Source organism: Bradyrhizobium sp. 87 (genome assembly GCF_023073015.1).
In the GTDB taxonomy this organism is placed as follows: Bacteria; Pseudomonadota; Alphaproteobacteria; order Rhizobiales; family Xanthobacteraceae; genus Bradyrhizobium; species Bradyrhizobium canariense_D.
Map to the genome: position 1 here is coordinate 1 of NZ_JADPIQ010000074.1, position 607 is coordinate 607.

Here is a 607-nt window from a genome sequence, read left to right on the forward strand (position 1 = left end):
CCTCCGTGGCCGATCTGACGCCGAGCGCCGCGCGGGCCGGCAGGCGCATGCCCGGCCGTTGGCTGCAGCCTTGAAGCAGTGGTTTGAGGCGAAGCTTGGTCACCTCGCGCAGAAGAGTGAGACGGCGAAAGCTTTACGCTATGCACTGCGTCATTGGGACGGCTTGACGCTCTACCTTGATGACGGGCGCATCGAAATGGACACCAACGCAGTCGAGCGTGCGATGCGGCCGATCAAGCTCAATGCCAAGAACGCCGTGTTCGCCGGGTGTGACGAGGGTGCTGAGAATTGGGCATTGCTGGCGTCGCTCATTGAGACCTGTAAGCTCAACGGCGTCAGCGCCGAGTATTGGCTTGCCGACGTTCTGGCAAAGCTCGTCAATGGCTGGCCGGCGGCACGGCTGGACGAACTGCTTCCCTGGGCATCCACCTATACGATGCATGCACAAGATCCGAGGCTTGCGGCATGAGCCTCAGCACGACCGCGGTCCGGATCAAGGTGACCCTCGAGGACGTGAAACCGGAGGTGATGCGATGCCTTGTCGTGCCGCTCACGCTGCGCCTTGATCGGCTGCATCTGACGCTTCAGGCGGCGTTTGGCTGGACGA

The 607-nt window shown here is 62.4% G+C and carries 1 protein-coding gene and 1 pseudogene; both read left to right on the forward strand.

Annotated features, from left to right (window positions below; all coding sequences use genetic code 11):
• The coding region (locus IVB50_RS16565; protein WP_247296561.1) for a transposase at window positions 1-469 on the forward strand (469 nt) is incomplete at its 5' end.
• A pseudogene (locus IVB50_RS42420) lies at window positions 466-607 on the forward strand (plasmid pRiA4b ORF-3 family protein); the annotation flags it as partial. The gene IVB50_RS16565 and the pseudogene IVB50_RS42420, both read left to right, overlap by 4 nt.